This window comes from Pseudomonas sp. HD57-3 (assembly GCF_056113135.1).
Window position 1 is genome coordinate 769926 of the sequence record NZ_CM148568.1, and the last position, 24940, is coordinate 794865.

A 24940-nucleotide genomic window follows, 5' to 3' on the forward strand; every position below is an offset into this window, starting at 1 on the left:
ATCGATTTGAAGTGGACTAAAGTCGTGGCCTATATCAGCGCAAGTTGTGGGAAAAGTGCAGGCGACAGTTATTTCAGGCAAAAAAAAGCCCCGCCAAACTGACGGGGTTGAGGTACGAGCGTGTGGCGCTCGAAAACGTGGAACACGGTCGGCCCTCCGTTGCCGGAGGGCCGAGCGCTTTACAGCAGGATGGTGCGGATGTCCGCCAGCAGGTCGCTCAGACGCTTGGTGAAGCGTGCAGCAGCGGCGCCGTTGATCACGCGGTGATCGTAGGACAGCGACAGAGGCAGCATCAGTTTCGGCTGGAAGGCTTTGCCGTCCCAGACTGGCTGGATGTTTGCCTTGGAAACACCGAGGATCGCCACTTCCGGCGCGTTGACGATCGGCGTGAAGCCGGTACCGCCAATGTGGCCGAGGCTGGAAATGGTGAAGCAGGCGCCTTGCATCTCGTCCGACGAGAGCTTCTTGGTCCGGGCTTTTTCAGCCAGGGAAGCGGCCTCGGCGGCCAGTTGCAGCAGGCTCTTCTGGTCGACGTTCTTGATGACCGGTACGAGCAGGCCATCCGGGGTGTCGACGGCGAAGCCGATGTTCACGTATTTCTTGCGGATGATCGCCTTGCCGCTTGGTGCCAGCGAGCTGTTGAAGTCCGGCAGTTCCTTGAGCAGGTGTGCGCAGGACTTGAGCAGCAGCGGCAGGATGGTCAGCTTGACGCCGGCCTTCTCTGCGACAGCTTTCTGTGCGGTGCGGAACGCTTCCAGCTCGGTGATATCGGCCGAGTCGAATTGCGTTACGTGCGGCACGTTCAGCCAGCTGCGATGCAGGTTGGCGGCGCCGACCTGCATCAGACGGGTCATTGGCACTTCTTCGATTTCGCCGAAACGGCTGAAGTCGACGACCGGAATCGGCGGGATGCCCGCGCCACCGGTTGCGCCAGCAGCAGCGGCCGGTGCTTCCTTGGCCTTCTGCATCATGGCTTTGACGTAAACCTGCACGTCTTCTTTGAGGATGCGACCGTGCGGACCGCTGGCGCCGACAGCGCTCAGCTCGACGCCGAACTCGCGAGCCAGTTGACGCACGGCAGGGCCGGCGTGAACTTTCGCACCAGGCTTGGCTGGCGCAGTAACCGGAGCGGCAGCAGCAGGTGCAGCGGCAGCCGGAGCAGCAGCGGCTGGTGCCGGAGCGCTCGGAGCAGCAGCGGCAGCTGGAGCCGGGGCAGCAGCCGGAGCGGCGCCTTTGACTTTCAGCTTGAGGATCAGGTCGCCGGTGCCGACTTCGTCGTCCAGCTTGATGGAAACGCTTTCCACCACGCCAGCGGCAGGCGACGGGATTTCCATGCTCGCCTTGTCGGATTCCAGAGTGATCAGCGACTGGTCGGCTTCAACGCTGTCGCCAGCCTTGACCAGCACTTCGATGATCTTGGCCTTGCCGGCCGAGCCGATGTCCGGAACGTGGATGTCCTGAACGCTGTCGGCAACCGGTGCGGCCGGAGCAGCGGCAGGCGCCGGAGCAGCGGCAGCGGCTGGAGCAGCAGCCTGGGCCGGAGCGGCCGCAGCAGGGGCCGCAGCACCCGCCACTTCCAGATCCAGGATCAGATCGCCAGTGCCGACTTCGTCGTTCAACTTGACGCTGATGGCCTTGACCACGCCAGCGGCAGGCGACGGGATTTCCATGCTCGCCTTGTCGGATTCCAGGGTGATCAGCGACTGATCAGCCTCGACGGTGTCGCCGACCTTGACCTGGATCTCGATGATCTGGGCCTTGCCCGACGAACCGATGTCCGGCACGTGCACTTGCTGAACCGAAGCGGCAGCAGGGGCAGCAGCTGGAGCAGCCGGTGCAGGAGCGGCAGCCGGTGCAGCTTCGGCCTTGGCGGCAGGAGCAGCAGCCGGAGCAGGGGCCGCTTGCGCGGCGCCCTCGACTTCCAGCTCCAGCAGTTCGTCGCCTTCTTTCAGGCGATCGCCCAGCTTCACTTTCAGGCTCTTGATGACGCCGGCTTTCGGGGCCGGCACTTCCATGCTGGCCTTGTCCGATTCCAGAGTCAGGATGCTCTGGTCGGCTTCGATACGGTCGCCGACCTTCACAAACAGTTCGATTACTTCACCTTCACCGCTGCCGATGTCAGGTACGCGAATGAGTTCGCTCACAGAGTTTCTCCTCAGCAGTCCAGTGGGTTGCGTTTTTCCGGGTCGATGCCGAACTTGGTAATGGCCTCGGCCACGACTTTAGGTTCGATATCACCACGGTCAGCCAGTGCTTCCAGGGCTGCCAACACCACGAAATGACGGTCGACTTCGAAGAAATGACGCAGTTTCTTGCGGCTGTCGCTGCGGCCGAAACCGTCGGTGCCCAGGACTTTGAATTCCTTGGACGGTACCCACTGACGGATCTGCTCGGCGAACAGTTTCATGTAGTCGGTAGAGGCGATGACCGGACCCTTACGGCCGCTCAGGCATTCTTCGACGTAGCTGCGCTGAGGCTTCTGGCCAGGTTTCAGACGGTTGCTGCGCTCTACGGCCAGGCCGTCGCGACGCAGTTCGTTGAAGCTGGTGACGCTCCAGACATCGGCGCCGATGTTGAACTCTTCACGCAGGATCTTCGCCGCTTCACGGACTTCACGCAGGATGGTGCCGGAGCCCATCAGCTGTACGTGGTGCGCCGCATCGCGGGTGTCTTCTTCCAGCAGGTACATGCCTTTCTTGATGCCTTCTTCGGCACCGGCCGGCATGGCTGGCTGCTGGTAGGACTCGTTCATCACGGTGATGTAATAGAAGATGTCCTGTTGCTCTTCGGTCATCTTCTTCATGCCGTCCTGAATGATCACCGCCAGCTCGTAGCCGTAGGTCGGATCGTAGGTGCGGCAGTTCGGGATGGTGGCAGCCAGCAGGTGGCTGTGACCGTCTTCGTGCTGCAGGCCTTCACCGTTCAGGGTGGTACGGCCGGCGGTGCCGCCGATCAGGAAGCCACGGGTGCGGCTGTCGCCAGCGGCCCATGCCAGATCGCCGATACGCTGGAAGCCGAACATCGAGTAGAAGATGTAGAACGGCAGCATTGGCTGGTTGTGGCTGGAGTACGAAGTACCGGCAGCGATGAAAGAGCTCATGGCGCCTGCTTCGTTGATGCCTTCTTCAAGGATCTGACCTTTCTGGTCTTCCTTGTAGAACATCACCTGGTCTTTATCGACTGGCTCGTAGAGCTGGCCGACGGACGAGTAGATGCCCAGCTGACGGAACATGCCTTCCATACCGAAGGTACGGGCTTCGTCCGGAATGATCGGAACGATGCGCGGGCCGATTTCCTTGTCCTTGACCAGTTGCGCGAGGATCCGCACGAACGCCATGGTGGTGGAAATTTCACGGTCGCCGGAACCGTCGAGGATTGCCTTGAGGGTGTCCAGATCCGGAGTCGGTACGCTGAAGCTTTGTGCGCGACGCTGAGGCACGAAACCGCCCAGTGCAGAGCGACGCTCGGCCAGGTAACGGGCTTCGGCGCTGTTTGGCTCCGGCTTGAAGAACGGCAGGTTTTCCAGCTCTTCGTCTTTCACCGGAATGTCGAAGCGGTCGCGGAACAGCTTCAGGCTGTCGACGTCGACTTTCTTGGTGTTGTGCGCGGTGTTCTTCGCTTCGCCTGCACCGGTACCGTAACCCTTGATGGTCTTGGCCAGGATGACGGTCGGTTGTTCTTTGTGGTTGACCGCTTCGTGGTACGCCGCGTAGACCTTGTACGGGTCGTGGCCGCCACGGTTGAGTTTCCAGATCTCGTCGTCGGACAGATCAGCAACCATCGCCTTGAGTTCAGGCGTGTTGAAGAAGTGTTCACGCACGAACGCGCCGTCTTTGGCTTTGTAGTTCTGGTACTCGCCGTCGATGACTTCGTCCATGCGACGTTGCAGGATGCCGTCGACGTCTTTGGCCAGCAGTGGGTCCCAGAAACGGCCCCAGATGACTTTGGTCACGTTCCACTGAGCACCGCGGAATACGCCTTCGAGTTCCTGGATGATCTTGCCGTTGCCGCGAACCGGGCCGTCGAGGCGCTGCAGGTTGCAGTTGATGACGAAGATCAGGTTGTCCAGCTTCTCGCGGCCGGCCAGGGAGATGGCGCCCAGGGATTCCGGCTCGTCACACTCGCCGTCGCCCAGGAAGCACCAGACTTTCTGTTTGCCTGGCTGGATGAAACCGCGGTGTTCCAGGTACTTCATGAAGCGAGCCTGGTAGATCGCCTGGATCGGGCCCAGACCCATCGAAACGGTCGGGAACTGCCAGAAGTCAGGCATCAGCCAAGGGTGCGGGTAGGACGACAGGCCCTGACCGTCGACTTCCTGGCGGAAGTTGTTCATCTGGTCTTCGGTGATGCGGCCTTCCATGAATGCACGGGCGTAAACGCCTGGCGAGGTGTGGCCCTGGAAGTAGATCAGGTCGCCGCCGTGTTCGTCGGTCGGGGCCTGGAAGAAGTAGTTGAAGCCGATGTCGTACAGGGTCGCACTGGAAGCGAAGCTGGAGATGTGACCACCCAGGTCAGAATCTTTCAGGTTCGTACGCATTACCATGGCCATCGCGTTCCAGCGTACCAGCGAGCGAATGCGGCGTTCCATGAACAGGTCGCCAGGCATGCGTGCTTCGTGGGTAACGGGGATCGTGTTGCGGTAAGGCGTGGTGATGGCGTAAGGGAGCTGCGAACCGCTGCGGGTCGCCAGTTCACCCATACGGGTCATCAGATAGTGAGCACGGTCTTCGCCTTCTTTGTCGAGAACCGATTCCAGGGCGTCCAGCCATTCCTGGGTTTCGACGGGATCGAGGTCTTGCATGGCTTGCTCCAGGGCGGAAAGGCTTCCAGAATCGGTTGCCTGAGTTTGCGACTGGCCTTGTGGGCAGACGATTTAAAATTCTTGGATTGCCGACAGGTTGTTCCGGCGGCGTGTAGTTTTACTACAAATCATCCGGCATTTCAGCCTTTCGAATGTATAGACGAGTAGTAAAACTACAGATGAAAGGCTTGTGGCCTCCGACTGCGTTGTGAGAATAATCGTTAAGGTTGGTCTTTAGCCATCCGAAAAAGGTGAAAGTTTGATGCTGGCTGCCAAAGAAAAAGAAATTTCAGCTATTTCTCACTTTTGTTCGACAGTCCTTCGCGTAGCGGTTTTTCAATCATCACTACAAGCGGCCATTTACACGCCGATCAAGGATAGACCATGACCCTGCCCGCGCTTGCCGAACTGCCCGCCATTCTCCTGCCGTTGGTCAGCCGATCGGAGCAGTCGTTCCGTGCGGCCGTCGGTCAACTGGAAGACGATCACGGCTTCTCGTCCTGGACGCCGGAACGCTGGGCGCAGTTCGCCCGCGTCAGCGCCGCCAGCGATTTCGTCATTGAACAGAGCGTTCGTGACCCTTTGATGTTGTTGTCGCTGGTGCAGTCCGGCGAGCTGGACCGGCCGTTCGCCAAAGGTGAGTTGTGCGCGCAGATCGCCGCCGCCGTCAGCCTCGCCCAGACCGAAGATGAACTGGGCCGAGCCCTGCGCCGTCAGCGCACCCGGCATCAGGTTCGCATCATCTGGCGCGACCTCAACCGCCAGGCTGATCTGGTGCAGACCTGCCGCGATCTCTCGGACATGGCCGACGCCAGCATCGATCAGGCCTATCAATGGTTGTACCGCCGCCATTGCGACCAGTTCGGCACGCCGACCGGCCGGCGCAGCGGCGAACCGCAGCAGATGGTCATCCTCGGCATGGGCAAGCTCGGCGCGGTCGAGCTGAACCTGTCCTCGGACATCGACCTGATCTTCGCCTACCCCGAGGGCGGGGAAACCGTCGGCGTGAAACGCCCGCTGGATAACCAGGAATTTTTCATCCGCCTCGGCCAGCGTCTGATCAAGGCCCTCGATCCGATCACCGTCGACGGTTTCGTGTTCCGCGTCGACATGCGCCTGCGCCCGTACGGTTCGTCCGGCGCGCTGGTGCTGAGCTTCAATGCGCTGGAGCAGTATTACCAGGATCAGGGCCGCGACTGGGAACGCTACGCGATGATCAAGTCGCGGGTGGTGGCCGGCGATCAGGTGGCGGGCGAGCAGTTGCAGGAAATGCTGCGGCCGTTCGTTTATCGGCGCTATCTGGACTTCTCGGCGATCGAAGCGCTGCGCACCATGAAGCAGCTGATCCAGCAGGAAGTGCGGCGCAAAGGCATGGCCGACAACATCAAGCTGGGCTCGGGCGGTATCCGCGAAGTCGAGTTCATTGCCCAGGCCTTTCAACTGATTCACGGCGGTCGCGACCTGAGTCTGCAACAGCGCCCTCTATTAAAGGTGTTGAGCACGCTCGAAGGGCAGGGCTATCTGCCGCCGGCGGTGATCAGCGAGCTGCGCGAAGGTTACGAATTCCTGCGTTACACCGAACACGCGATCCAGGCGATTGCCGACCGCCAGACCCAGATGCTGCCGGACAGCGCTCAGGATCAGGCGCGTATCGCATTCATGCTCGGTTTCGCCGACTGGGAGGCGTTCCACGAGAAGCTGATGTTCTGGCGCGGCCGCGTGGCCTGGCACTTCGCGCAAGTGATCGCCGATCCCGATGAGGACGAAGGCGTCGAGAGCGAAGTGGTGGTCGGCGGTGAATGGCTGCCGCTGTGGGAAGAGGCTCAAGACGAAGAGGCGGCCTGTCGCCAGCTGGAGGAGGGCGGTTTCGCTGACGCGACCAAGGCCTTGAAGGCACTGGCGAGCCTGCGTGCCAGCCCGCAGTTGCGGGCGATGCAGCGTCTGGGTCGCGAGCGTCTCGATGCGTTTATTCCGCGCCTGCTCGCCCAGGCGGTGGAGCATGAAAATCCCGATCTGGTGCTGGAACGCGTTCTGCCGCTGGTCGAAGCAGTGGCCCGGCGTTCGGCTTATCTGGTGCTGCTGACCGAAAACCCCGGCGCGCTGCGGCGTTTGCTGACGTTGTGCGCTGCCAGCCCGTGGATCGCCGAGCAGATCACCCGTTTCCCGCTGTTGCTCGATGAACTGCTCAACGAAGGCCGGCTATTCAAGCCGCCGCTGGCGCCGGAACTGGCCGCCGAGTTGCGCGAGCGCCTGACCCGGATCCCGGAAGACGACCTCGAACAACAGATGGAAGCCCTGCGCCATTTCAAACTGGCGCACCGCTTGCGCGTCGCCGCCTCGGAAATCGCCGGCAGCCTGCCGTTGATGAAAGTCAGCGATTACCTGACCTGGCTGGCCGAAGCGATTCTGGAGCAAGTGCTGGCCCTGGCCTGGCGTCAGACCGTGGCCAAGTACGGCACGCCGCTGCGCACCGATGGCACGCTGTGCGATCCCGGCTTCATCATTGTCGGTTATGGGAAAGTCGGCGGGATCGAGTTGGGGCATGGTTCGGATCTGGATCTGGTGTTCATCCACGATGGCGATCAGCAGGCCGAAACCGATGGCCCGAAACCGATCGATGGCACGCAGTTCTTCACCCGGCTCGGCCAGCGGATCATTCACTTGCTGACCGCGCAGACCAACTCCGGTCAGCTGTACGAAGTGGACATGCGCCTGCGTCCGTCCGGGGCGTCCGGGCTGTTGGTCAGTTCGCTCGGCGCGTTTGCGCGCTATCAGGAAAATGAAGCCTGGACCTGGGAGCATCAGGCGCTGGTGCGGGCGCGGGTGCTGGTGGGCAGCAAGGATGTCGGCCAGGCCTTCGAGAGCGTCCGGGCCCAGGTGCTGGGCAAGGCGCGGGATCTGGCGAAACTGCAACAGGAAGTGAGCGAGATGCGCGCCAAGATGCGCGACAACCTCGGCAGCAAGAGCACTGCCGCCGGCACCGGGGCGAATGCCTTTGAGGCCACGGCGCCGTTCGACCTCAAGCAGGACGCCGGAGGTATCGTCGATATTGAATTTATGGTGCAATACGCGGCTCTGGCGTGGTCGCAAACCCACCCGCCGTTGCTGCGCTGGACGGACAATATCCGCATTCTGGAAGAGCTGGAGCACGAAGGGCTGATGCCTGCCGAAGACGCCAGCCTGTTGCGCGAGGCCTACAAAGCCTATCGTTCCGCCGCCCACCGGCAGGCCTTGCAGAAGGACGCCGGGGTGATACCGGGCGATCAGTTCGCGGACGAACGGCGGCAGGTGATGCGGATCTGGCGTGAGCTGGGGCTAAGCTGATTCTCGAGACGGGGAGGCGTAAAGCCTCCCCGGTTCGTTTATGGAAACCACATGAATATTCTGATCGTTGGGCCCAGTTGGGTCGGTGACATGGTGATGGCGCAGACACTGTTTCAGTGTCTCAAGCAGCGCCACCCGCAGTGCGAAATCGACGTGCTGGCCCCCGAGTGGAGCCGGCCGATCCTCGAACGCATGCCCGAAGTGCGCAAGGCCTTGAGCTTCCCGCTCGGCCACGGCGCGCTGGAGCTGGCGACCCGTCGGCGGATCGGCAAATCCCTGGCCGGCCAGTACGACCAGGCGATCCTGCTGCCGAACTCGTTGAAGTCGGCGCTGGTGCCGTTCTTCGCCGGCATCCCGAAACGCACCGGCTGGCGCGGCGAATTCCGCTACGGCCTGCTCAATGACGTGCGCACGCTGGATAAAGAACGTTATCCGCTGATGATCGAGCGTTTCATGGCGCTGGCCTACGAGCCGAACGCCGAGCTGCCGAAACCTTATCCGCGCCCGAGCCTGCAAATCGATCCGGTGACCCGCGAGGCCGCATTGGCCAAGTTCGGTCTGACCCTCGACCGCCCGGTGTTGGTGTTGTGCCCCGGCGCCGAATTCGGTGAAGCCAAACGCTGGCCGTCCGAGCATTACGCCAAGGTCGCCGAGGCGCGTATCCGCGAAGGCTGGCAGGTCTGGCTGTTCGGTTCGAAGAACGATCACGCGGTCGGCGAAGACATTCGCGCGCGGCTGATTCCGGGCCTGCGCGAAGAGTCCGTGAACCTCAGTGGCGGCACTTCGCTGGCCGAGGCCATCGACCTGATGTCCTGCGCCGATTCGGTCGTCTCCAACGATTCCGGCCTGATGCACGTGGCCGCTGCGCTGAATCGCCCGTTGGTGGCGGTCTACGGGTCGACCTCGCCGGGTTTCACCCCGCCGCTGGCCGAGCACGTGGAAATCGTCCGTCTGGGCCTCGATTGCAGCCCTTGCTTCGACCGCACTTGCCGTTTCGGCCATTACAACTGTCTGCGCCAGCTGATGCCGGACGCGGTCAACGATGCCTTGCAGCGTTTGCAGGGCTCTGTGGTCGAGGTTCATTAACTTGCGGGTATTGCTGATCAAGACTTCATCGCTGGGCGACGTGATTCACGCGTTGCCGGCGCTGACCGACGCCGCCCGGGCGATTCCCGGGATCAAGTTCGACTGGGTGGTGGAAGAAGGCTTCGCCGAGATTCCGACCTGGCACCCGGCCGTAGGCAAAGTGATTCCGGTGGCGATCCGCCGCTGGCGCAAAAACATCTGGAAAACCATCACCAGCGGCGAATGGAAGCGCTTCAAGCAGTCCGTTCGGGCAAACAAATATGACCTGGTGATCGACGCTCAGGGCTTGCTGAAAAGCGCCTGGCTCACCCGCTACGTCAAAGCCCCGGTGGCCGGTCTCGACAAGGGCTCGGCCCGCGAACCGATCGCCGCGCGCTTTTATGACCGCAAACTGGCGGTGGCCCGAGGTCAGCATGCTGTCGAGCGTGTGCGCCAATTGTTCGCTATCGCCTTGGGCTATGACTTGCCCAAAGGCCTGGGCGATTACGGCCTCAACGTCGAGCGTCTGGTCGAACTGCCACGCAAGAATGCCTACGTGGTGTTCCTGCATGGCACCACCTGGGACACCAAACACTGGCCCGAAGCCTACTGGCGCGAGCTGACCGAACGGGTCGGCTACCTCGGCGTGGGGATCAAGCTGCCGTGGGGCAACCCGCTGGAGAAGGCCCGGGCCGAGCGCATCGCCGCCGGTTTCAAGCACGCCGAAGTGCTGCCGAAGCTGAACCTGGCCGGAGTCGGCAAGGTGCTCGCCGGCGCCCAGGCCTGCGTCGCGGTGGACACCGGTCTCGGCCATCTGGCCGCAGCGCTGGATGTGCCGACGATTTCCCTGTTCGGCCCGACCAATCCGGGCCTGACCGGCGCCTACGGCAAGCTGCAGATTCACCTCGGCAGCGATTTTCCGTGCGCGCCGTGCCTGCAAAAGAAATGTACGTATCAACCGACCGCGCAGGATGCCCGTCAGTTTGACCTGAAACGCGAGTGGCCCCTGTGCTTCACGCGTCTGAATCCCGAGCGTGTTGCCAGCCGACTGAGCACGTTGTTGATGGCTGAGGAGCTGCGCTGATGCAATTGGCTTTTGTCCTGTACAAATATTTCCCGTTCGGCGGTTTGCAGCGCGATTTCATGCGCATCGCCCTCGAATGCCAGAAGCGCGGGCACCAGATTCGCGTCTACACCCTGATCTGGGAAGGCGACGTGCCACCCGGTTTCGAAGTGCTGGTGGCGCCGGTCAAGGCGTTCTTCAATCATCGGCGCAATGAAAAGCTCAGCGCGTGGATGGAGGCGGACCTGGCCAAGCGTCCGGTGGATCGTCTGATCGGTTTCAACAAGATGCCGGGGCTGGACGTCTACTACGCCGCCGACGGCTGCTTCGAAGACAAGGCGCAGAACCTGCGTAACTCGCTGTATCGCCGCTGGGGCCGCTACCGCCACTTCGCCGAATACGAGCGTGCAGTGTTCGCCAAAGACGCGAAGACCGAAGTGCTGATGATTTCCGAAGTGCAGCAGCCGCTGTTCATCAAGCATTACGACACACCACTGGAACGCTTCCACCTGCTGCCGCCGGGCATTGCCCAGGACCGTCGCCGCCCTGCCGATGCCGACGAGATTCGCGCCGGTTTCCGCGCCGAATTCAATCTGAAGGACGACGAACTGCTGCTGGTGCAGATCGGTTCCGGGTTCAAGACCAAGGGCGTCGATCGCAGCCTGAAAGCGCTGGCCGCATTGCCTGCCGAGCTGAAGAAACGCACCCGGCTGTTTGTAATCGGCCAGGATGACCCCAAATTGTTCCAGATGCAGAGTGCGACGCTGGGTCTGGGCGACAACGTGACGTTCCTCAAGGGGCGCAGTGATATCCCGCGTTTCCTGCTCGGCGCCGATCTGCTGATCCACCCGGCGTACAACGAAAACACAGGTACGGTGCTGCTTGAAGCGCTGGTCGCCGGGTTGCCGGTGCTGGTCAGCGCGGTCTGCGGTTACGCCCATTACATCGCCGAGGCCGACGCCGGGCGAGTGCTGGACGAACCGTTCGATCAGGCGCAACTGACGCAATACCTGACTGACATGTTGAACGACGACGCTGCACGGGCGGCCTGGAGCCGCAACGGTCTGGCCTTCGCCGAGACGGCCGACCTCTACAGCATGCCGCAGCACGCGGCCGATGTGATTCTGGCGGAGCACGCTTAAATGAAGTTGATGCTGGCTGAACCGTTCAAGAGCCTGTGGGCTGGCCGCGATGCATTCGTGGAAGTCGAAGGCTTGCAGGGCGAGGTGTACCGCGAGCTGGAAGCCCGCCGGACGTTGCGCACGGAAGTCGACGGCAATGGCTTTTTCGTCAAGATCCACCGCGGCATCGGCTGGGGCGAGATCTTCAAGAACCTGCTGACCGCCAAGCTGCCGGTACTCGGTGCGGGCCAGGAATGGAAAGCCATCCAGCGCTTGCAGGAAGTCGGCGTGCCGACCATGACCGCCGTCGCGTACGGCGAGAAGGGCAGCAACCCGGCGGATCAGCATTCGTTCATCGTTACTGAAGAGCTGGCGCCGACCATCAGTCTCGAAGACTTCAGCATCGACTGGGTCAAGCAACCGCCGCAGCCGAAACTCAAGCGGGCGCTGATCGCCGAGGTCGCGCGGATGACCGGCATGATGCACCGCGCCGGGGTCAATCACCGCGACTGCTACATCTGCCATTTCCTGCTGCACACCGACAAGCCGGTCACCCCGGAGGACTTCAAACTTTCGGTGATCGACTTGCACCGTGCCCAGACCCGGCCGGCGATCACTCAGCGCTGGCGCAACAAGGATCTGGCGGCGCTGTACTTTTCCGCACTGGACATCGGCCTGACCCGCCGCGACAAGCTGCGCTTCCTTAAAGGTTACTTCCAGCAACCGCTGCGCCAGATCCTGGCTGAAGAAGCGCCGTTGCTGAGCTGGCTCGAAGGCAAGGCCAACAAGCTCTACGCGCGCAAGCAACGGTACGGGGATGCGCTCTGATGGCGGGTTGGAATCTGGAGCCTGAGTACAGTGAACTTGCGCAGTATTTCGGTAGCCTCGAAGCGGTATTTGCCCTTCAGGGCGAGCGCCTGACTCGCGATCCATTGTCCGAAGTCATTCGCGTGCAGCTCAACGGCGTCAACTATTACGTCAAGCGCTACAGCGGTGCCGGCAAGGGCCTGCGGCGTTATCTGGGCAAGCCCCGGGTGAAGATGGAATGGCAGAACCTCAAACGCTTCGCCAAGTGGGGCATTCCCACCGCCGAAGTGGTGGCGTGGGGGCTGGAGCGCAACGGCATGGCCTACGATCGCGGTGCGATGATCACCCGTGAACTGCCGCGCACCGAAGACTTGTCGGCGCTGGCCGAACGCAACGATCCCAAGCTCAAGGATCGTGCCTGGGTCGACGGCGTCAGTCGGCAGCTGGCTGCTTATACGCGTGTCATGCACGACCACCGCTTCACCCATAACGATCTGAAGTGGCGCAATCTGCTGATCGACGATCAGGCGCAACTGTTTCTGATCGACTGCCCGAACGGCGATTTCTGGCGCGGTTTCTGGCTCAAGTACCGGATCACCAAGGATCTGGCCTGTCTCGACAAGGTGGCCAAGTATCACCTGTCGAACACCCAGCGCCTGCGCTTCTACCTGCAATACCGTGGACGTGATCGTCTGAATGCCGCCGACAAGCAACGGATTCGCCACGTGGTGAAATTTTTCGAGGGACGCGAATGACTGATTTTCTGGCCGCTGAAGACCGTGCGCTGCTGGAGCGCCACGGTCTCGGCACGTTCGATGCGCTGTGGTCCAAGCAGCTCGACGCCGTGGATGAGCCCAACACCGATGGCGGCGGCTGGAGCAGCGTGTTTCGTCTGGACCTGGAAGGGCATGGCTATTACCTCAAACGCCAGTGCAATTACCTGACTCGCACTTTGCACGCGCCCTTCGGCGAGCCGACGTTCGCCCGGGAATTTCGCAACATCAGTCGTTACAACAAGCTTGGCATTCCGGCGTTGCAGGCGGCGTTCTTTGGCGAGCGCAAGGTCAACGGCGAAGTCCGTGCGATCCTGCTGACCCGCGCGCTGGACGGCTGGGACGATCTCGATTCGCTGCTGCAGCGCTGGTCCGACCTCGATGCCGCGCAGCAATCGGCGATTCTCAAGTCTTGCGGCCTGTTGGCGCGCCATCTGCACGGCATGCGTCAGGTGCATGGTTGCTTTTATCCAAAGCACATTTTCCTGCGCGCCGAGGGCGATGGATATCAGGCGCAGTTGATCGACCTGGAGAAGACTCGGCCGTTGCTGTTCGGTATGCGTGACCGGGTCAAGGATCTGGAGCCGCTGCTGCGCCGTGCGCCGGAGTGGAGCGAAGCGCAATTGCGTGAGCTGCTGGCGGTGTATCTCGATCAATCGACGGACAGTTCGCTGGTAGACAGCTGGGTCACGCGGCTGACCGCGCGGCGCAGTCGCAAGGAGACCCGCTGATGCAGTTGTCCGACTTGAAAAATGCCGGGCGCACGCCGAGTCTGCCGTTGACGGTTTCGCTCGCGGATGCGGCGGGCGCTGCCGATTTGCAGTTGCTCAGCCTGTTGCGGGTGTTGCCGGGGCAGCGTTACGTCGGTGCCGGTGTGTGGCGCGGGCGTCCGGTGCTGGCCAAATTGCTGGTCGGCAACAAGGCTGCGCGGCATTTTCAGCGTGAACTGGAGGGCGTGAAACTGCTCGCCGCCCAGGGCATGACCACGCCGTTGCTGCTGGCCGATGGCTTGAAGGACGGCGAGGGTGGCTGGCTGCTGTTCGAGTTCCTCGAAGGCGCCGAAAGCCTGGGCGATGCCTGGAGCAGGGTCGAATCCTTGCCGGTGCTGGCGGATGAGCAATCGGCGGTGCTGGCCGAAGCGCTTGGTGCCATCGGTCAGTTGCACGGTAAAGGCCTGTGGCAGGAAGACCTGCACCTGGACAACCTGCTGCGCCACGGCGGTCAGTTGTATCTGATCGATGGCGCCGGTATCTGTGCAGAAAATGCCGGCCAGCCGTTGTCCCGGCAGAAAGTGCTGGAAAACCTCGGGGTGTTCTTCGCCCAGTTGCCCAAGTCGCTCGAGCCGTTCACCGAAGAATTGCTGGTGTATTACCTGCTGAGCAACAGCGAACACGCGCTGCCGCTGGAAGCCCTGCAAAAGCAGATCGACAAGGTTCGCGCCTGGCGCTTGAAGGATTACCTGATCAAGGTCGGTCGTGAATGCACGCTGTTCAGCGTCAAGCGCGGCGCGTTCGGTCTGCGCTCGATTCGCCGCGAGGAAGAGCCCGCGATGCTGCCGGTGCTGGAACAGGCCGATGCCTTGCTCGATCAGGGCCATCTGTACAAGACCGGCGGCGCGGCCAGTGTCGGCAAGGTCGAGGTTGCCGGGCGTCCTCTGGTGATCAAGCGTTACAACATCAAGAATTTTGCCCATTGGCTCAAGCGCTTCTGGCGTCCAAGCCGCGCCTGGCATTCCTGGCGCGAAGGCAATCGCCTGGCGTTTCTCGGCATTGCCACACCAAAACCGCTGGCAGTGCTGGAAACCCGGTTTTTCTGGCTGCGCAGCAAGGCCTATCTGATTACCGAGCACCTGGCCGGGCCGGACATCATCGAGCGCTTTGCGCCGTACGTTGAAAGCGGCGATGCGCCGGAAGCCGAGTTGCAGGCGCTGGATCAGCTGTTTGCGCGGCTGATCGCCGAACGCATCAGCCATGGCGACTTCAAGGGCCACAACCTGTTCTGGCAGGAAGACCGCTGGGCGCTGATCGATCTGGACTCGATGTGTCAGCACGGCTCGGTGGGCAGCTTCGCCCCGGCCTATGCCCGGGATCGTGCGCGGTTCATGCGCAACTGGCCCGAGAGCAGTGCGCTGTATCGGGTGATTGATCAGCGATTGCCCAAGGATGTAGCGGGCACTGCGTGATTATTTTCGCCAGCGCGTAAGACATTTCTGCAGTTGAATCCGGGTAAGGCATGTGGCGACAAATCCTTGTGACTTGTCCTACGGCCTTCCCGGAACCCATGAACTGCCCCTCACAAAACCCCGATGCTAGTTTGCCCCGACGTTCCCGGAGGGCAAACCTTGAGCATCAAAACCGCTATCTCTATCGGCGCATTTTCCCTGGCACTGTCCGGCTGCGGCACCGCTGTCACGGTGTTGCAGGACGATGAAGCCGCCACGCGCGGCCTGCGCAAACAGAAGACCTACTGTCAGTCGATTCCGCGCATCTACAGCGGGCTCGCCCACGATTTCTGCCTGCTGCACGCGCCGCCCGATCCTACTGGCATTCTGGTGCCGGTCGTCCTGCTCGACCTGACCCTGTCCGGGGTGTTCGACACGGCGTTTCTGCCTTACACGATCTATCGCCAGGCGGTGGACGGGAATATCAGTGTTTATTGGCGACCAGGCCGTGGATAGGCCCATGGACAAGGGTTCTGTGGGTTGAACGACATGGGGCAATTCGCACAGGGTCATTCCCGCCACGTTTACGCTATAATCCCGCCCTTTAGCTGTCTCTCGCCCGGTGCGAGGGCACATCATTTTTCAAGGCGCATCGCGCCTGAATGCAGACTAAAGAGGCTAGACCCCTGTGGCATTGACGATTCTTGGCCTGTCCGGCGCCCTTAGCCATGATCCTTCAGCAGCCTTGTACATCGACGGCAAGCTGGTCGCGGCGGCTGAGGAAGAGCGCTTCGTACGCGATAAACATGCAAAGAACCGCATGCCCTACGAATCGGCGAAGTTCTGCCTGGAGCAGGCAGGCATCAAGCCGTCCGACGTTGACGTGGTCGCGATTCCGTTCGCCCCGATCAGCATTTTCGGCAAGGCTCGCTGGCAGTACGCCAAGCGTTACTGGTACGCCCCGGACCGTGCACTCGACGCGATCCTGATGGGCAACCGTCGCTACAAGCGCTATCGCAACAAGATCGTCTGGTGCCTGGAGCAACTGGGCTTCGATCCGAAGAAAATCAAGATCGAGCCGGTTGAACACCACCTGGCCCACGCATCCAGCGCCTACCACTGCTCGGGTTTCAAAGAGAAAACCGCGATCCTCGGCATCGACGGCAAGGGCGAGTACGCCACGACCTTCTTCGGTTATGGCGAAAACGGCAAGATCCACAAGATCAAGGAATTCTTCGATCCGGACTCCCTCGGCGGCCTGTACGGTGCGATCACCGAGTTCCTCGGTTTCGACATGCTGGACGGCGAGTTCAAGGTCATGGGCATGGCGCCGTACGGCGACGCCAGCAAATATGATTTCTCGCGCCTGGCTTCGTTCGAGAACGGCGAGCTGGTGATCAACACCGACTACGCCAACGTGATCGGCCTGCGTCGCTATAAAGAGAAGGGCAAGGGTTACTACTTCTCGCCGAAGCTGATCGAGTGGCTGGGTCCGAAGCGCGAAGGCGACATCGCCGACGAGCCGTACATCCACTACGCCGCCAGCATTCAGGCGCTGTTCGAAAAAATCGCGCTGCAGATGATCGACTACTACCTGGGCGACGTGCTCAAGGAAACCGGCAAACTGGCCTACGCCGGTGGCTGTGCGTTGAACGTCAAGCTCAACCAGAAAATCATCGCCCGCGACGACGTCAAGGAACTGTTCGTACAGCCTGCTTCCGGCGACGCCGGCACGGCGGTCGGCGCAGCAGCTTACGTGTCCAACGCCCGTGGCGTGCCGGTCGAGAAGATGGAACACGTCTACCTCGGCCCGTCGTACAGCAACGAAGACGTGATCGCCGCGTGCGCCCGTCACGAGAACAAACCGACCTGGCGCAAGCTCGACAACATGCCAGAGCAGATCGCCAAGATCATGGTCGATGGCAACCCGGTGGCCTGGTTCCAGGGCCGCATGGAATTCGGTCCGCGTGCACTGGGCGGTCGTTCGATCATCGGCTGCCCGAGCGTGGCTGGCGTGGCTGACCGCATCAACCACCAGATCAAATTCCGCGAGCGCTGGAGGCCTTTCTGCCCGTCGATGCTCGACACCGTTGCGCCACAGATGATCAAGATCGATCACCCGGCGCCGTTCATGACCTTCACCTTCGAAGTGGCGGAAGAGTGGAAGACCCGCGTGCCGGAAGTCGTCCACGAAGACGGTACTTCCCGGGCCCAGGTGCTCAAGCGCGAATACAACCCGCGTTACTACGACATGATGAAGGCGCTGGAAGTGCTGACCGGCAACGGCGTGTCCCTGAACACCTCGCTTAACCGCCGTGGTGAACCGATGATCTGCTCGCCGACCGACGCCCTGAACATGTTCTTCGGCTCGGATCTGCAGTACCTGATCATGGAAGACATCCTGGTGGTCAAAGAAGGCGCAAACGCTTATGACACGCTCGGCTGAACGCCATGTGCTGCAGTTCTGTCACGGCTATGACGGGCCGTTCCTCGACTGCGCGCGGCAGTACGCCAGCCTGTTCGCGGGCACCGGTTATCGGGTCACCACGGTCTTTCTGACCGGGGCTGCCGATAGCGAGGTGGCCGCAGCCTGCGCTTCCGATGAAGTGTTGTTCATGGAATACAGCTCCAAGGCCATTCGTGGCCTGAAGCTGGGTGCCATCGGCGATCTGCGCAAGATCGCCGCTTCCCGCAATTTCAGTTTCTGCATCGCCCATCGCTTCAAGCCGATCTACATCGCCTTGCTCGGCACTTCGCTGCCGGTGATTGGCGTGCATCACGCGTTTGGCGATTACCAACGCGGCACGCGCAAACTCTTTGCGCACATTTTCCGCAAGCGTCTGAGCCTGCTCGGCGTGTCCGATGCGGTGCGCGACGACATGCGTCGTTGCCTGCCGAAATGGCCCGCGGCGCGCATCCAGACCCTTTACAACCGCATCGATGTCTCGGCGTTGCAGATGAGTCAGGTGTCCGCCCGTGAAGCCCGCGAGACCCTCGGTCTGTCGGCGGATGCGTTCATTGTCGGCAACGTCGGTCGCCTGCACCCGGACAAGGATCAGGCCACGCTGCTGCACGGTTTTGCCGCGGCATTGCCCGGTTTGCCGGCCAACAGCCAACTGGTGATTCTCGGCAAGGGTCGTCTCGAGGATGAACTCAAGGCGCAGGCCCGCGAGCTGGGCGTCGGTGATCGCGTGCTGTTCCTCGGCCAGGTGCCGGATGCGCGCAATTACTTCCGCGCGTTTGATGTGTTTGCCTTGAGCTCCGACCACGAACCGTTCGGCATGGTGCTGCTGGAGGCCATGGCCGCCGGTGTTCCGTTGTTGGCGACTGCGTGCGGCGGGGCGAAGGAAGTGGTCGAAGGCGTGGGCATTCTGTTCCCGCTGGGTGACGCAGAACATCTGGCCCAGGGCCTGAAACATCTGGCCGGTATGGACGAGCAGCAGCGTCGCCAATGCGCGGAGATGATGTTCGAACGCCTGCGCGAGCGCTTCTCCGACCGCGCCGTACGCGACACCTTCTGGCATTTGCCGCAAGTTACCGATCTGGCACCGAGGGGCTGATGCTCAACCGATTTCAAGGCTGGCGCGAACGTGGCTGGTCGCCCGTTGACGCCTCAACTTATGCACAGGCCTGGCAACGTTTCGGCGGCAGCGTCGCGACTCATCCCATGGTCGTTGAGCGTCTGGCGAATCTGGCCGGCATCCCGGTGCGCTATCTGGCCTGGGAACAGCAGGGCGAAATCAAAGCCGCGATCCCGACCTGGGGCCGCGACCTGGCCTTGTCCAAGGACGTGCTCAAACGCAACGGCAAGAAAGGCCTGTTCGACCTCGGCAACGCCGAGCTGATCCTGCCGGCCGCCGCCGATGCCCAGGCCCCGCTGCGCCATCGCGGGCGCTACCTGTCGGCGCTCAACGAAAACCGCTTCAGCGGCCTCAAGTTGCAGACCGAACAACTGGCCATGGCCCGCACTCCCGAAGAGCTGTCGAAGAAGTTTCGCTACAACCAGCGCCGCGAACTGCGCCTGCTGGAAGAGGCGGGCGGGGTGGTGCGGCCGGTCAGCGATTTTTCCAGTGCCGAACTGGCAGCCATTTATTGCGACCTGTTCCAGCGTCGCTGGGGTTTCCCGGCCACTGGCGCGGCACGCATGGCCGAAGTCATCGAGCTGTTGCGCGAGCTGTTGATCGGCTCGGTGATCTTCCTCAACGATGCGCCGATCGCCATTCAACTGGTGTACCGCGTCGAAGCCCCGGAGTGGATCAGCGTCGAGTACATCAACGGTGGCGTCGATCCTGAAACCCGTGAATTCAGCCCTGGCAGCGTCCTGAGTTTTCTCAATACGCAAAGTGCCTGGGAGCATGCGCGGGCCCTGGACAAGCCGCTGCGCTTTTCCTTCGGTCGCGCCGACCGTGAATACAAGGATCGCTGGTGCAATCCTGTGCCGGTCTTCACCGTATGAGTCAGCCCATGAGCCGCAAACAGCAACTGCTCAAGCGTCACCGGCGCAATAAACGCATCGGCCTGCTGATCGCACTGATTGTGTTGATCGCCCTCGGCGTGCTGGTGGCCTGGTGGTTACCGCTGGTGCTGGCGGTCATTGGCTGGATTGCCCACGAAGCGTGGTTTGCCGATCACCTGTTCTATTCGCCGAAAGACGATTACCAATACAGCTTTCCGCCGTTCACACCGCAGCCAAAAGTGCATCTGAGCGGTGAGCAATTGCGCCTCGACGAGGGTGTGATGCTGGTGGACGACGCCACGCTGATCCTCGCCGTGAAGGTCAAAAGCAGCTTTCTGGGACGCTTCTTCGATCCTCGGGTCGAGTTGGCCGGTGGCACCCATCCCGATGCGCAGACGTTCGAACGCGGCGTCAACGGCCTGCGTTATCTGAACCTCAGCGGTCAGGCGCAGGCCTTGTCACAAGGCCAGTTGCGCCTGCGCGGGCGCTTTTGCCGGGTGTCCGGCGAGCCGCTGCTGTGGGCGCTGGAGCAACCGGACTACCGCCAGCAGCGGGTGATGGTGATCGCCCCGCACGCCGACGATGCCGAGCTGGCCGCCTACGGTCTGTACAGCCAGGCCAAAGAAGCCTGGATCGTGACCCTGACTGCCGGCGAGATCGAAGCCGAACACTATCAACAGATGGGCCTGAACAAGGTCGAGGCGGCGCGGCTCAAGGGCCGCTTGCGTGCCTGGGACAGTCTTGCCGTGCCACGTTGGGCCGGTGTGCCGCAGGAACATTGCGTGCAGCTCGGGTATTTTTGCCTGCAATTGGCGGCGATGCAGGCTGCGCCGAATCAATCGATTGGCTCGCGGGAAGCCGATCTGAGCGACACGCGTCTGTTCCGTCAGTTGAATCCGTTTGCCTTGCCCGGCGATGCCGACGGCGCGCCGACCTGGAACAACCTGCTGGCCGACCTTCGTGACGTGCTGTCCCGTGCGCGTCCGGATGTGATCGTGTTGCCGCACCCGACGCTGGATCCGCATCCCGACCATATCTGCGCCCAGGAAGCGGTGCTGGAAGCCTTGCGCGGTCTCGATTACCAACCGACCCTGCTCGGTTACGCCAACCACTTGCACGACAATGACCGCTGGCCGATGGGCGACAGTGGGCAGGGCATTGCCTTGCCACCGACGTTCGACGCAGGCGTGGCGATGCAGCCGCTGTGCCTGCCGCTGTCGATCGAATTGCAACGGGACAAGGCCATGGCGCTGGGCATGATGCATGACCTGCAGCCACCGGCGCCGTTCAAGCGTCGCCTGCGCCGGCTGTTTCAGCGACTGCTGGCCGGTCGGATGCCGTCGGTCTACGGCGAGAACGAATTTTTCAGAAAAGCGGTCAGGCGCCAGGAGCTGTTCTGGCTACTCAAACAGGGCGAAACGGGCGTCAACCGGGGAGATTTATGAGTCAACGGTCAAAGGTGTTGCAGCTGCAGCCCGACTACAACGTCAAATCCCATGATTTCGCCGACCTCGCCGAACAGATCGTCAAGGCGCTGCCGACCGATCGTTACGAAGTGACCGCAGCCTTCCTGCGCGGCAAGCCAGGGCCGGGCGAAGCCGTCAGCCGTGCCGACCGTTCGGTGTATTTCGAGTTTTCCGACAAGTCCCTGAAGGGCATGCGCCTGCGGGCGATGTGGCAGCTGTACAAGTTCTGCCGTCGGGAAAAATTCGACGTCGTGATCTGCAACCGCTTCAAACCGGTGAACATGATGCTGACGCTGAACCGTTGGTTGAAAGTGCCGCTGTGCATCGGCATTTCCCACGGTTTCGGCGAGTACGACCGTTTCTACCGTCGTCGCCAGACTCAGCGCCTGATCGATCGGCACTGGCGCTTCGTCGGCGTGTCGCCGGCGGTCAAACAGTATTTGCTGGATTGCGATTGCGGTTTCACTGACCAGAACACGTACGCGATCACCAACGCCATCGACATCGAACAGGCCGAGGGTTTGCAACACAGCCGCGAACGCGCGCGCGAGTTGTTGGGTATCGATCCGAATGTGCGCCTGATCGGTGCGCTGGGGCGGCTGGTGTCGGTCAAGGGCCACACTTATCTGTTGCAGGCATTCGCCCAACTCAAAGACAAATACCCGAATACCCAACTGGCAATCATCGGTGCCGGACGCCTTCAGGCGCCGCTGGCCGCCGAGATCGAACAGTTGGGCCTGAGCGGGCGGGCGCACCTGCTGGGCTTCAAGGAAAACGCCCTGCAATACGTACGCGCGTTCGATATCTGGACCATGCCGTCGCTGGCCGAAGGCCTGGGCCTGGCCTTGCTGGAAGGCATGAGCGGGCATCTGCCGGTGATCGCCTCGAACGTGCCGGCCATGCTGCCGCTGATCGAAGGTGCCGGTGGCTTGTCGATCACGCCCAGGGACGTACCGAGCCTGGTTGCGGCGCTGGACACCTACCTCGCGCTGTCGGATGACGAGCTCAAGGCCAAGGGCGAGCAGGCCTATCGTTATTTGCAGGAGCAGCACGACATCGAGGTCTTCCGCCAGGAATACCTGAACCTGATCGACTCCGGCCTGGAGCAGGCCCGCAAGGAACAGCCGTGAGCGAAGAAAGAGCCATGAGCGAGTCCGCAGCCGTGAGCGGTGAGCAACCTCTCGTCACCGTGATCATCGCCTCCTACAACCACGGGCCATACATCGAGGAAAGCATCCTCAGCGTCATCAACCAGAGCTACCAGAACATCGAGCTGCTGGTGGTCGACGACGGCTCGAAGGACGACAGCGTCGAGCGCATCCAGGCCTTGCAGGAAAAACACGGCTTCGATTTCCGGGTGCAGCAGAACCAGGGCCTGACCAATACGCTCAACGGCGCGATTGCGCGGGCCAACGGCAGCCTGATCGTGCCGTTCGGCTCCGACGACATCATGTACCCGGATCGCATCGCCACCCAGGTCGCCTACATGGACGGCAAACCGGAAGTGGGCATCTGCGCCGGCAACATCGAGCTGATGGACGCCGACGGCAATCTCTACCCGGAAAAGCGTCAGCGCCGGGACGTGCCGTTCCGTCGCGCGGATTTCGATGACATGTTCCTGGAACGCAAGCCGTATCCGCCGGCACCGACCCTGATGATCCGTCGTGAGGCTCTGGACAAGGTGGGCGGGTTCGACCCGACGATTCGTCTTGAGGATCTGTACATCGAGCTGAAAATCACCCGCGCCGGGTACTTCATCGATGGCCTGAACGTGGTGATGGCGCGCTATCGCAAGCACGCCACCAACTCCTACAAGAATCACCGTTTCATGATCGAGAACATCCTGCGCACCTACGCGCTGTTCAGCGATCATCCGCTGTACGACGAAGTGCGCTACAAGTCGCTCAACTCGATGTTCCTGAAAACCGCCAACCGCGATCGCAAACTGGCGCGGGAGCTGTTGGCGCAAATCCCGTTCAAGGCCTGGAACAAGAAGACCTGGCGCGGATTGGGCCGGTTGCTGTTTTCACCGTTGGAAAAAGACTGAGCCATGGGCTGGATTCAGCGCTGGCGCGAGCGACGCGCGAAACGGGCTATTCGCAAATTGCCGAAGATCGAACGCGGCGCGGCGCGATTCCGGCAGGCCTACCCTGACTATGGTTTCGGTCGGGGCAGTTATGGCTTGCCGCTGGTGCATGACTGGAAGGAAGGCTCGACGCTGAATATCGGCGCTTATTGTTCGATTGCCGAAGGCGTGCAGATTTTTCTCGGTGGGCATCACCGTGCCGACTGGGTGACCACGTTTCCGTTTCCGGCGATGCTGCCGGAGGCGGCCCACATCAGCGATTACAGCGGCACCCATGGTGACGTGACCATCGGCAACGATGTCTGGCTGTGTTCCGGTTGCACGATCCTGTCGGGCGTCTCTGTCGGCAGCGGTGCGATCATCGCGGCGGGTGCGCTGGTTACGCGGGATGTCGAACCCTATGCGGTCATGGGGGGCAATCCCGCGAAGTTCCTGCGTTGGCGGTTCCCCGAGGAGCAACGTCAACAGCTGTTGCAGAGTGCCTGGTGGGACTGGCCGGAAGCCGAATTGAACGGGCTGGCCGGCACGCTGTGCAGCGATGACGTCGAGGGATTTCTCAGTTACGCCCGACAGCGTCGGGCGACATAGTTGCTCAACGATCCTGAACGGCTTTCTCGGCCAGCTTCTTCGACCCGGACCTTTTCTGGCGCAACCACTGCAGAAATGTCCTGCCCGCTTCAATGCCCGGTTTTTCGATGTACAGGAATGTCAGGCTGGCGATGACGATCAGCAGGCAACTGCACACGGCCATCAACAGCAGATAGAGGATCGGGTTTTGCGGGTTGAAAGGTATGAAGTGCGGCAGTTGCTGCACCATGATCCAGAGCACATAACCGTGTAGCAGGTAGGTGCTGTAGCTGATCTCTCCCAGCCAGCGGACACTGCGCAGGCGCAGGGCGCCAAACAGCGGGTTGCCCGAGGCCACGATCAGGAAGAACACGGTCAACAGCAGCAACGGCATCAGGTTGAAGGCGCGTTTGTACAGCGTCATCACCAGGACCAGAGCCAGCAGGGCTATTACGGTGGCGAGACGTGTCTGACCCCATGCCGTCAGCTGCGGGCGACGCACCCAGTAGGCTGCGGCAATCCCTCCCAGAAAACTCGCCAGGAAGTGCTTCTTCAGCGAATGCTCCCAACCGACCACCTGATACAGGGTGTAGATCCCGATCAGGCAGAGCGCCACTTGCAGCCAGTGTCCGCGATAGATGAACACCAGCCCCAGCAGCGGCAGTGCCAGGTAGAAAAACACCTCATAGGCCAGCGTCCAGGTCACGTTGGAAATCAACATGCCGCTCTGCGGGTACTGATTGATGTCAGGTCGGTCGAAGGTCAGCCAGGCCAGTATCTGTCCGGCCAGTTGTGTACCGGAGTCCTTCAGTTCCCAGCCTTGCAGGTAGAACACCGTGACAAACACGATCAGCATCAGCGGCAGGTACAGAGGATAAAGCCGAAATACCCGTGACACCGCAAAGGCCTGCCAGTCGTGATCACGGCCCTGTTTGAGCAGACGGCTCCAGAACAGAAAACCGGTGATCATGAAAAACAGCGCAACGCTGGCCTGACCCAGTTGCGAGTAGAAGTTGCTGGGCGGAAAGTCGATCACACCGGTACGCAGGTAAAACCAGGTGATGATGGCGTGATGGATGAATACGCCAAAAGCCAGGTAGCCACGCAGGCCGTCAATACTGCCATAGCGGCTTTCGCCGGCATGTTGCAAATGCGTGGCCGCTTTGGGTAGCAGGCGAAGGAGCAGAGCCGAAGTCGCGATAGCAAGCAGATACGCTATCGCGGCATAAACTGGGTTTGTATCCGTCATG

Annotated in this window: 20 protein-coding genes; 17 read left to right on the plus strand and 3 right to left on the minus strand. The window is 61.5% G+C overall.

Annotated elements, in window-relative coordinates:
* Positions 1–179: 179 nt before the first annotated feature.
* Positions 180–2144, minus strand: coding sequence for a dihydrolipoyllysine-residue acetyltransferase (aceF, locus tag AC0R79_RS03445; RefSeq protein WP_474733206.1), 1965 nt, complete (start codon positions 2142–2144; stop codon positions 180–182).
* Between the two features lie 11 nt (positions 2145–2155).
* On the minus strand, positions 2156–4801 hold the full coding sequence (aceE, locus tag AC0R79_RS03450; RefSeq protein ID WP_007952295.1) for a pyruvate dehydrogenase (acetyl-transferring), homodimeric type: 2646 nt from the start codon (positions 4799–4801) through the stop codon (positions 2156–2158).
* A gap of 262 nt (positions 4802–5063) precedes the next feature.
* On the opposite strand from aceE, the gene AC0R79_RS03455 reads away from it, so the two are divergent.
* The 17 genes from AC0R79_RS03455 (at position 5064) to AC0R79_RS03535 (ending at position 23711) form a co-directional block, all read left to right on the plus strand.
* Positions 5064–5189: a hypothetical protein gene (locus AC0R79_RS03455; RefSeq protein WP_255261909.1), complete on the plus strand. Its 126-nt coding sequence runs from the start codon at positions 5064–5066 to the stop codon at positions 5187–5189.
* On the plus strand, positions 5186–8125 hold the full coding sequence (gene glnE, locus AC0R79_RS03460) for a bifunctional [glutamate--ammonia ligase]-adenylyl-L-tyrosine phosphorylase/[glutamate--ammonia-ligase] adenylyltransferase (protein ID WP_474733209.1): 2940 nt from the start codon (positions 5186–5188) through the stop codon (positions 8123–8125). Before AC0R79_RS03455 ends, glnE begins: the two co-directional genes overlap by 4 nt.
* Positions 8126–8176: 51 nt before the next feature.
* Positions 8177–9211 carry a lipopolysaccharide heptosyltransferase II gene (waaF, locus tag AC0R79_RS03465; protein ID WP_039766536.1) on the plus strand — a complete coding sequence of 345 codons (1035 nt, stop codon included), beginning with the start codon at positions 8177–8179 and terminating at the stop codon, positions 9209–9211.
* Position 9212: 1 nt separating this feature from the next.
* The gene (gene waaC, locus AC0R79_RS03470; RefSeq protein WP_074689605.1) at positions 9213–10274 is read left to right on the plus strand and encodes a lipopolysaccharide heptosyltransferase I; all 1062 of its coding nucleotides are present in this window, start codon (positions 9213–9215) and stop codon (positions 10272–10274) included.
* A complete protein-coding gene (locus AC0R79_RS03475) occupies positions 10274–11395 on the plus strand; it encodes a glycosyltransferase family 4 protein (RefSeq protein WP_007952285.1) in 1122 nt (373 codons plus the stop codon). Before waaC ends, AC0R79_RS03475 begins: the two co-directional genes overlap by 1 nt.
* Positions 11396–12202: a lipopolysaccharide core heptose(I) kinase RfaP gene (gene rfaP, locus AC0R79_RS03480; protein ID WP_085608461.1), complete on the plus strand. Its 807-nt coding sequence runs from the start codon at positions 11396–11398 to the stop codon at positions 12200–12202.
* Complete coding sequence (locus tag AC0R79_RS03485) at positions 12202–12936, plus strand: lipopolysaccharide kinase InaA family protein (RefSeq protein ID WP_474733213.1); 735 nt, start codon at positions 12202–12204, stop codon at positions 12934–12936. Before rfaP ends, AC0R79_RS03485 begins: the two co-directional genes overlap by 1 nt.
* Positions 12933–13685, plus strand: a complete 753-nt coding sequence (locus tag AC0R79_RS03490) for a lipopolysaccharide kinase InaA family protein (RefSeq protein ID WP_474733215.1) — start codon at positions 12933–12935, stop codon at positions 13683–13685. The genes AC0R79_RS03485 and AC0R79_RS03490 overlap by 4 nt, the downstream gene beginning before the upstream one ends.
* The gene (locus tag AC0R79_RS03495; RefSeq protein ID WP_474733217.1) at positions 13685–15136 is read left to right on the plus strand and encodes a lipopolysaccharide kinase InaA family protein; all 1452 of its coding nucleotides are present in this window, start codon (positions 13685–13687) and stop codon (positions 15134–15136) included. Before AC0R79_RS03490 ends, AC0R79_RS03495 begins: the two co-directional genes overlap by 1 nt.
* A 159-nt stretch (positions 15137–15295) precedes the next feature.
* A complete protein-coding gene (locus AC0R79_RS03500; protein ID WP_127796720.1) occupies positions 15296–15631 on the plus strand; it encodes a YceK/YidQ family lipoprotein in 336 nt (111 codons plus the stop codon).
* A gap of 172 nt (positions 15632–15803) precedes the next feature.
* Positions 15804–17561, plus strand: coding sequence for a carbamoyltransferase family protein (locus tag AC0R79_RS03505; RefSeq protein WP_007952261.1), 1758 nt, complete (start codon positions 15804–15806; stop codon positions 17559–17561).
* Positions 17545–18675, plus strand: coding sequence for a glycosyltransferase (locus AC0R79_RS03510; RefSeq protein ID WP_375745076.1), 1131 nt, complete (start codon positions 17545–17547; stop codon positions 18673–18675). The genes AC0R79_RS03505 and AC0R79_RS03510 overlap by 17 nt, the downstream gene beginning before the upstream one ends.
* On the plus strand, positions 18675–19571 hold the full coding sequence (locus tag AC0R79_RS03515; protein WP_007952259.1) for an antimicrobial resistance protein Mig-14: 897 nt from the start codon (positions 18675–18677) through the stop codon (positions 19569–19571). The genes AC0R79_RS03510 and AC0R79_RS03515 overlap by 1 nt, the downstream gene beginning before the upstream one ends.
* Before the next feature lie 8 nt (positions 19572–19579).
* Complete coding sequence (locus AC0R79_RS03520) at positions 19580–21016, plus strand: PIG-L family deacetylase (RefSeq protein ID WP_474733222.1); 1437 nt, start codon at positions 19580–19582, stop codon at positions 21014–21016.
* Positions 21013–22167, plus strand: coding sequence for a glycosyltransferase family 4 protein (locus tag AC0R79_RS03525; protein WP_375745080.1), 1155 nt, complete (start codon positions 21013–21015; stop codon positions 22165–22167). The genes AC0R79_RS03520 and AC0R79_RS03525 overlap by 4 nt, the downstream gene beginning before the upstream one ends.
* A gap of 14 nt (positions 22168–22181) precedes the next feature.
* Positions 22182–23084: a glycosyltransferase gene (locus tag AC0R79_RS03530; protein WP_205891535.1), complete on the plus strand. Its 903-nt coding sequence runs from the start codon at positions 22182–22184 to the stop codon at positions 23082–23084.
* A 3-nt stretch (positions 23085–23087) separates the two neighbouring features.
* Positions 23088–23711: a CatB-related O-acetyltransferase gene (locus tag AC0R79_RS03535; RefSeq protein WP_127796724.1), complete on the plus strand. Its 624-nt coding sequence runs from the start codon at positions 23088–23090 to the stop codon at positions 23709–23711.
* A 4-nt stretch (positions 23712–23715) separates the two neighbouring features.
* Here AC0R79_RS03535 and AC0R79_RS03540 read toward each other — a convergent pair whose 3' ends face one another.
* A complete protein-coding gene (locus AC0R79_RS03540; RefSeq protein WP_127796725.1) occupies positions 23716–24939 on the minus strand; it encodes an acyltransferase family protein in 1224 nt (407 codons plus the stop codon).
* Position 24940 lies beyond the last annotated feature (1 nt).